A 7,410-nucleotide genomic window follows, 5' to 3' on the forward strand; every position below is an offset into this window, starting at 1 on the left:
AATTTTCGAGCCGCTTCCCAAATTTAGCATGTAAATATTTACAAAAGGTTACAGTTACGTAATAAATGATGTCGCTTTAAATGGCGAAGCCCCGAACTACTGGTAATAGTTTCGGGGCCTCTAATGCAGCGTTTACCCTGTAGTGAGGAAGTAAACATGATAAGTATACCACTTAACGAGCCGAGTAAAACTATCAGTGTTCCATTTTATGGTTCAGATCTATATATCGTTAATTATAATGGCGAGCCTTACGTGCCAATGAGACCCATTGTTGAAGGTATGGGGTTAAACTGGAAAAGCCAATTAACAAAATTAAAACAACGGTTTAATAAAGGTATAGTGATTTCCACCATACCTACAAAATGCGGTTCACGGTCAATGATCTGCCTCGCTCTCCGTAAACTGACCGGTTGGTTAACAACCATTTATCCCAACAAAGTTAAGCCTGAAATTAGGGACAAAGTGATCCGCTATCAGGGCGAATGCGACGATGTGCTTTATGAATACTGGACAAAAGAGGTAGTAAAAGCAAAAGAACAAACGCCCCTTCAGCAATCTGACTTTAAATATATTATCAGAATGGAGGTTTACAATAGCCATCAAAATGAAAGAAATATATTTACCGGAGGAACAGAGACACCAATAGGTATCATTGAGGGTATAGCTAGACGATATGGTTATCACATTAACAAAATAACCCCTCTGCCAATTAACACACTCTAATTCCCTAAGGGCAGATTTCTGCCCTTCTGCACATTGATTAATCACTCCATTTGAAACGGAAGGATTAAGCCAAAGTGAGGATGAATGGAATAATCAATGAGTTACTGTAGGTGTCCGAAAATTTTCGTATACCCATCAACCAAAGTGAGGACCACGGAATAATCAATGAGTTAAAAGGTGAGAAATGTCACCTTTATGTAACTTGTTGATTTTGCTTAATTCCGGCTCAGGAACGGAATTCAATTAAATCAATGAGTTAAAAGGGGAGAATTATCCTATTTAGATAAGCGATTGATTTTTCTTAATTCCTGCATGGTGACAGAAATTATATAAATCAATGAGTTACAAATTATAAAAATCCCGCTTTCAGCCTATTAAGTATTATCATATGTCTGACAAATTCTATTAATTCCCCGCTTGTCATTTTATGTCATTCTGCCAACAAACATTACCTATCAAATTTTAGTCAAGCCTTACTTTCCCGTATTGATGAACCCTTTTATTGATGTTCACCGGCGGAGAAGTCTCCCACCGCCTTCATGTTATTTAGCAATCTGTATTGTTGATTAGATGAGGGAATGAATATGCAAGATAAGAAGCCTGATGTACCTGTCTCAGATGATAGTAATCTCGTGATCGTTGCAACACCGGAATATGTCAAAGAAGCTATTGCAGAACATGCGGCAAGCCGGAATCACCCAGATGCCACGTTGCAAGATAAAGGTTTTGTTGTCCTGAGTAATGATACTGGCAGTGATAGTGAAACGATGGCTGCAACACCAAAAGCAGTGAAGGCAGCATATGATTTGGCTAGTTCTGCCAATCAAAATGCCAATTTAGCCTTACCTGTTGGTGTTCCCGTTCCTTGGCCAACAGAAAACCCACCTGAAGGCTGGCTTATCTGCAACGGTGACTCATTTGATAAAGTAAGATACCCGAAACTTGCTCTTGCTTATCCATCTGGCTTATTGCCTGATTTGCGTGGTGAATTTATTCGGGGATGGGATGGTGAGCGTGGAATAGATAATGGACGCCAGATTTTATCGGAACAGGCTGATGCGTTACAAAATATTACAGGATCACTCGGAATGGTAAAAGGAATTGAGGCTCCGCGCGCGAATGGAGCTTTTCAGATGGAATTTGAGACAATTGACTGGGCCTCGCATACCGTAGGACCACGCTCCACAAACGGCGACTGGAGTTTTGATGCATCTAGGGTTGCTAGAACCGCATCAGAAACCCGCCCCCGCAACATCGCCTTCAATTACATCGTCAGAGCCGCTTAATTCTGAGTACAACTTAACCCGCAATTTTCTGCGGGTTAATCATTCCCTTATTCCATCTGTTCAGCCTGCTCACTATCAGTCGCAACCTCTGCCACCTTCTGCTTCACATTCCACACCGAATTTTCCGGCATCTGGACACGGACATCCAAACGACAGCCTTCGGGAATATCGCACGGTTCACCGTCCTGATAGTAAACCTTTTCCCCGTTAACAATGGCTTTTATCCGCTTGTTCTGAAAGCGTGCCGGTAAATGGCTATGCTGACGGTGGAAGGTTTCAATCGTGATACTGCCGTCCTTGTTCACCTTGTCATCAATGTAGATAAGTTCCAGCCCGTTGTTGTTCTTCGGCGAGGAGATACCCCCATGCACACCCCAGGCACCGTCCGCGTTATAACCCAGTACGCCCGTTATCTGATAATGACCGAGTCCGAGTTTAGAGACGGTTGCCCCTTCGGATTCGTCGTTGGTGGTGAATTTACCCGACGGGAAGATTTCGATGATAGGAGAACTGGGTCTGATATAGCCGCTACCATCTTGATGGCAATTTTGCCCCAGAGAGAGCACAACCCCATTACCGGCTCGGATTGTTCCTCGGGTTGATATATCTCCCGTGCGCGCATTGAAAAAGATACTGGTCTGCTCGGTGAATGTTGAATAAAAACCTATCCCATACCATGAGCGAATTTCAATATTGTTACCCTCAAAACTGGCCGCATCAACCCGCCCGTAATTTACACTACCTCCTCCCAACATCAGAGATTCTGAAAATACCTGTCTGGCATTAATATTCCCCCTCGCGGCAATATGTCCTTCACGGGTATCAAAGTAAATATGGGTCTTCTTATCCAGACTTGATTTAAAACCAATGCCATACCATGAACGGAGTTCGACATTATTTCCCTCAAAACCTGCACCATCAACAGGTGTAATATTGATGCCGTGTTGTTCTCCCCAGTCTCCCTCCCCCAGATTTAACGCCGTTTTTGTCCAGAATTTTTCTGCATGAATATCACCGTTAACCCTACCGCCTGTTTTCGGATACGCATTAGCTATTCCTTCCTGCAATGTCTTTATCGATTGCAGTGACACGGTTTGTCCATTCGGTAGCGTTACCTCCACCGTCCCGTTCTGCGTCATCCACTTATCCATATTCTGCAAGAACTGGATGTTGCTGCTGTTAATGGCGCACATATGTCGGACACCATCGGAGATGGAATTGGGCACGGTCGTCTGGATCTGGTAAGTGACGTTATTCAGGGTAGTTTTGGCTTTATCCGCCAGTACCAGCTCTGTATCCGAATTCACCGCCTGTATCAGATGCAGTAAATTACTGCTGCCGGACTGAATGAGTATCACCTGCCCCGGTGCAATGCCGTTCAGGTTATCTTTAAATTTTGTACCCGTGCCACGGACAATCGCCGAACCGGACACGGTGGAAAGTGTGCCTTGTGTGTAAATCATGGTTGGATTCCTGACATGAATAAAGCGGAGAGGGTTAACCTTCTATCATGGTTAAATCGACGATAAAGCCTGCCATTAAGGGAGGCGGGCCACGCCATGTACCGGGATTACTCTGACTGCCCTCATGACGCAGATACTCATAAGAATAAGCAAGTTCAATCCGGCCATTGCCGTAACGGGGCTTGAATGACTCGACATACACATCGTAATCCCATTCATCACTGTAAAAAGGCGGGTTATTGCTTCCGTCAGTGAAACGGATATTTTTATAATGCTGGCGAGACTGGGATTTTATCAGCATATACCCATAACGCCGCCCGGCCTCCCCCACATGCACAAGCGGTCGGTGTTGGTTATTGGGCACATCAACAGAAAAATAACGCACAAACGACAGTAATTTCATGGCCGACGAGAACATCAGTTCCCCGCGCTCGCTGTAGACCTCCAGTCCGCTGTTACCCCAGACAGACAGTTGTGAGATAGGCGCAAAGAAATACTTCCCGCCTGCGCCGTACACTTCGGCATAGTTATAGTAGCGCTCGTCCCAGCCGATATTGCTTTCATCCGCCCCGGCTTTTCTGAGAAAGCCCAGTGACGGCGTTTTATCGGACAGTTGCACCAGTCCGTTATCGGTGTAAAACTCTAATCCCAGCATCTTAAATCGCCCAAATCGTGACAAAGTTTTGCATTTCCGCCCACGGACTGGACTGTCCGCCCCCGCGCCCCATGTTTTCCCAGCGATAAGTGTCATAATCGACGTGATAGCTGAAGGTACTGCCAGAGACGCTGAACGTGGTGAACTCATTGCTGAGCTGGGCAATCTGAATCCCGGAGCCCCCAGAGCTACGCATACGCAGAAAGAAACGGGCAGTGACATTGCCGCCCTCACTTAATCCCGGCAAATACAGGCTGCCGGTTTTGTTCAGCGGGATCATGTGCGTCCCGAGAAAACGTGGAATAATGTTATTCGTGGTGATAATCACCCGCCCCTGCTCGTCATAAATCTCTAATCCCATGCCCATTACCAAAACCCCATTCGGATACGCAAGCGTCCGCGACTGTCAAACAATTGCTTCAGGTTGTTGGTTTCGACCCAATAACCGCCTGAACCCTGACCGTAACTGGTCATTTCCCCCGTGCGCATATTCAACCTAAAGCCGGTCCGTCTCGCCGGGTCAAAGTTGCTTGACTGGAGGGTGTCGGCAATTTTGGCGCTATCAATGGTGGCATCACCGACAAACAGACTATTGAGAAACACTTGCCCGTTCTTAATCAGAAACACCGGCTCCATTTTGTCGTTGTTCGGATTCACCACGGTAAACTGGTTGGCCCTGACGCCGAAATGCGTCTCGACCTTGCCGTTCTTCACCTCAGCGCCAATCACCATCCCGGCTTTATAAAACTGCCCCTGATAATTAATACCTGCGCCGATGTCCTTGATGGCATAGCCGTTCCCGGTGATATCAAACACGGCCGTGGCTTTCTCACTGATAATCGCAGATTGGTCTTTAAACTGAACCTGCGTGCGCTTTTCACTCTCTGCCAGTGCTGAATCCACTTTCGCAATGGCTTTTTCGTTTTCCCGCACGCTGGCTTTAATATCCCCGATTAACTCCGCTTTCACCTCATTGATTTGTTGGGCGACCGCGATTTTTTCATCGGCAAACACCCGGTCAAGACGGGTAATTTCGGCCTTGTTTTCGCCGTCTTTCATCATGAGCTGAAAGGCATTCTGTTGGATCCCGACGCTGTTAATCAGGTCAGCTTCCGCCTGATAATCCAGTTGTGCCTGTAGCCGCCTTCCGGCCTCCGCTGTCAGAAACTGATTACCGGCCGCATCAATAATCCAGCTCGCATCGGTGGAGGATTCACCGCGCAGAAAGTCGGTCCACGGGGACTGATTACCGGATTTGTCCACCAGTCGGGCACGGAAGTAAAAAGCGACGCCTGCCGCCAGTCCCTGCATCACATAGGTCTTTTGTGGGTAGGGAATGTCGGCCAGTAACATCAGTCCCTCGCCGTCACTCGTCGGGCTGTACTGGATTTCAGTTTTCAGTGTGTCATCCGTATGAGGTGCAAAGCCCCAGTCTAACTGGATGCCGAACACAATCGGCGTGGCTTTAAAGCCCAGCGGCGCAGGCGGCTCACCGGCTTTTCCCTTCAGGTGAGTTTCCGGTGCATTGGCCCACAGACTGGAGATTTCCGCGGCATTAATCGCCCGTACCCGTGCCTGATAACGTCCGGCGTAGATGTTCGGCACCTCAAACCCCTGGGTTGAAGTTCTCGGTGCCGCTATCCAGTTGCCATTGTCCCGACGCCATTCGGCTTCATAGGCAATGGCACTTTCTGCCGCATCCCACGTCACCCGCAGTGTGGTAATGGCAATGCCCTGATGCACTACCGAATCACTGCCGATAACGACATTTTTCGGCGGCGACTGTACGCCGGGCGGAATAAGGGAAATGGGACGTTCGTCAATGCGAATCCCGGTATCAATGTGGGCGTATTTATCCGGGTTATGCTCAATGGCGGTAATTTCAAAGGAAACACCGTCATCCCCTTCTTTTATCCCCGTGACCCGAAACAACTGAATGGCTAAATCGGTGGCATCAATCGCCCAGACGGACTCAGCAATCGGGGTTTCAGAATACGTCGTCGTAACCGTGATCACCTTTCCGTTAACCGCCTGAATGGTGCGGCCCTCGGCTTTACCCGAAGGGAGATTAAGTATCAACCGTTCCCCCACTTTCGCCGACGATACTCTATCTAAGGTAATATTGCGTCCGTCTGCATTGTGGAGGCGACCGCCCAAGACACGACCTGCCAGCATTTCATCGGCTACTCCGATAACATAACCGGGCAAGGGAATTTTACCGTCCAGCCCCACGGTAAAGCTGATCATCCGGTCATACTCGTTGGTGTGCAATATCCACTTACCGCGCCGAATCGCCTCACTCTGACGGGTACAGCCAATCGCGGTCACATCGGCCTGCCTGACCTGAAAACGACGGATTAACCGGTGGTCGAAGACGGGTTCCACGGCATCCTGATACCCGTTCTGCGGATCTGACCAGCTCACCATCGCGGTAGAATAATGGGTCTTTTCACTGGCGCTGCTGTAGACAAACTTACCGTCACGCACATTGGCGCGGGTGTAGAGATAATCCACATCCCGTGGCATATCCGCCAGCACGTTCATGTTATTGTTGGCCCAGTAGGTCATCCCCCGGAAGATACCGGCGATATCCCGCAGTACCGTCCATGCCTCTTCCTGTGACTGGATATACACATTGCAGGTGTGACGCGGCTCGGTGCCCCCTTTACCGTCCGGCACGGACTGATCGCAATACTGGGCAATCCGGTATAAGTCCCATTTGGCGAGACTTAAGTTTTCGGTCTTCACCCGTGAGCCAATGCTGAACCGGTCGTTGATCATCAGGTCATACAGCACCCATGCCGGGTTATCCGTCCATGCCCATTTAAACTGCCCTGACCACACACCGGAGTAACTACGGGCTTCAGGGTTATAATTATCCGGCACACGGATCACCCGCATCTTCGGCTCACAGGAAACCTGCGGAATATTACGAAACTGTTTGGCATCAAACTGAACAAACAACAACGCGGTTTCGGGGTAACTCAGCTTGGCGTCAATCACCTCGGTAATGGCTTCAATCATCATCGCATCGGCAATCCGGTTGCTGTTCTGCTTGGGTGTTAACCGACGCACACGCACCTGCCAGCCAGAGTGCGCTTTGGGTAAATCGATGCGGTGTGAACGTTCATATTTGGTGGTCGTCTTGCCGTCAGCCGCTGTTTTCAATATCTCCTGATAAGCACCGCCATCTGTCGCGACTTCAATCACATAATCAATGCGGTAACCGACCGTATCCCCGTTTTCTTTCTGCGTCTGCAACTGGGGCCATGACAAGCGGATA

At 48.5% G+C, this 7,410-nt stretch carries 5 protein-coding genes and 1 pseudogene; 2 read left to right on the forward strand and 4 right to left on the reverse strand.

The genetic code is table 11. The features are described 5' to 3' along the window. Positions 1-156 precede the first annotated feature (156 nt). Together Xsto_RS22430 and Xsto_RS19575 are read left to right on the forward strand one after the other, a co-directional pair. Positions 157-555: pseudogene (locus tag Xsto_RS22430) on the forward strand (phage antirepressor N-terminal domain-containing protein); the annotation flags it as partial. Between the two features lie 752 nt (positions 556-1,307). Continuing rightward, on the forward strand, positions 1,308-2,009 hold the full coding sequence (locus Xsto_RS19575) for a tail fiber protein (protein WP_244590467.1): 702 nt from the start codon (positions 1,308-1,310) through the stop codon (positions 2,007-2,009). 47 nt (positions 2,010-2,056) lie between these two features. On the opposite strand, the gene Xsto_RS19580 is transcribed toward Xsto_RS19575, so the two are convergent. The 4 genes from Xsto_RS19580 to Xsto_RS19595 form a co-directional block, all read right to left on the reverse strand. Then, a complete protein-coding gene (locus Xsto_RS19580; RefSeq protein ID WP_099126166.1) occupies positions 2,057-3,472 on the reverse strand; it encodes a phage tail fiber protein in 1,416 nt (471 codons plus the stop codon). 34 nt (positions 3,473-3,506) lie between these two features. Beyond that, the gene (locus tag Xsto_RS19585) at positions 3,507-4,127 is read right to left on the reverse strand and encodes a hypothetical protein (RefSeq protein ID WP_099109062.1); all 621 of its coding nucleotides are present in this window, start codon (positions 4,125-4,127) and stop codon (positions 3,507-3,509) included. A 1-nt stretch (position 4,128) separates the two neighbouring features. Further along, positions 4,129-4,494 carry a hypothetical protein gene (locus tag Xsto_RS19590; RefSeq protein WP_241537903.1) on the reverse strand — a complete coding sequence of 122 codons (366 nt, stop codon included), beginning with the start codon at positions 4,492-4,494 and terminating at the stop codon, positions 4,129-4,131. After that, the coding region (locus Xsto_RS19595; protein ID WP_099126167.1) for a TipJ family phage tail tip protein at positions 4,494-7,410 on the reverse strand (2,917 nt) is incomplete at its 5' end. The genes Xsto_RS19590 and Xsto_RS19595, both read right to left, overlap by 1 nt.

The sequence above is a fragment of the Xenorhabdus stockiae genome, assembly GCF_002632825.1.
Taxonomy (GTDB): Bacteria; Pseudomonadota; Gammaproteobacteria; order Enterobacterales; family Enterobacteriaceae; genus Xenorhabdus; species Xenorhabdus stockiae.

Excerpts from the sequence above, each read along its gene's own strand:
- Xsto_RS19575 (WP_244590467.1), top strand. The coding sequence starts at position 1,308 with ATGCAAGATAAGAAGCCTGATGTACCTGTCTCAGATGATAGTAATCTC.
- Xsto_RS19580 (WP_099126166.1), bottom strand. The coding sequence starts at position 3,472 with ATGATTTACACACAAGGCACACTTTCCACCGTGTCCGGTTCGGCGATT.
- Xsto_RS19585 (WP_099109062.1), bottom strand. The coding sequence starts at position 4,127 with ATGCTGGGATTAGAGTTTTACACCGATAACGGACTGGTGCAACTGTCC.
- Xsto_RS19590 (WP_241537903.1), bottom strand. The coding sequence starts at position 4,494 with ATGGGCATGGGATTAGAGATTTATGACGAGCAGGGGCGGGTGATTATC.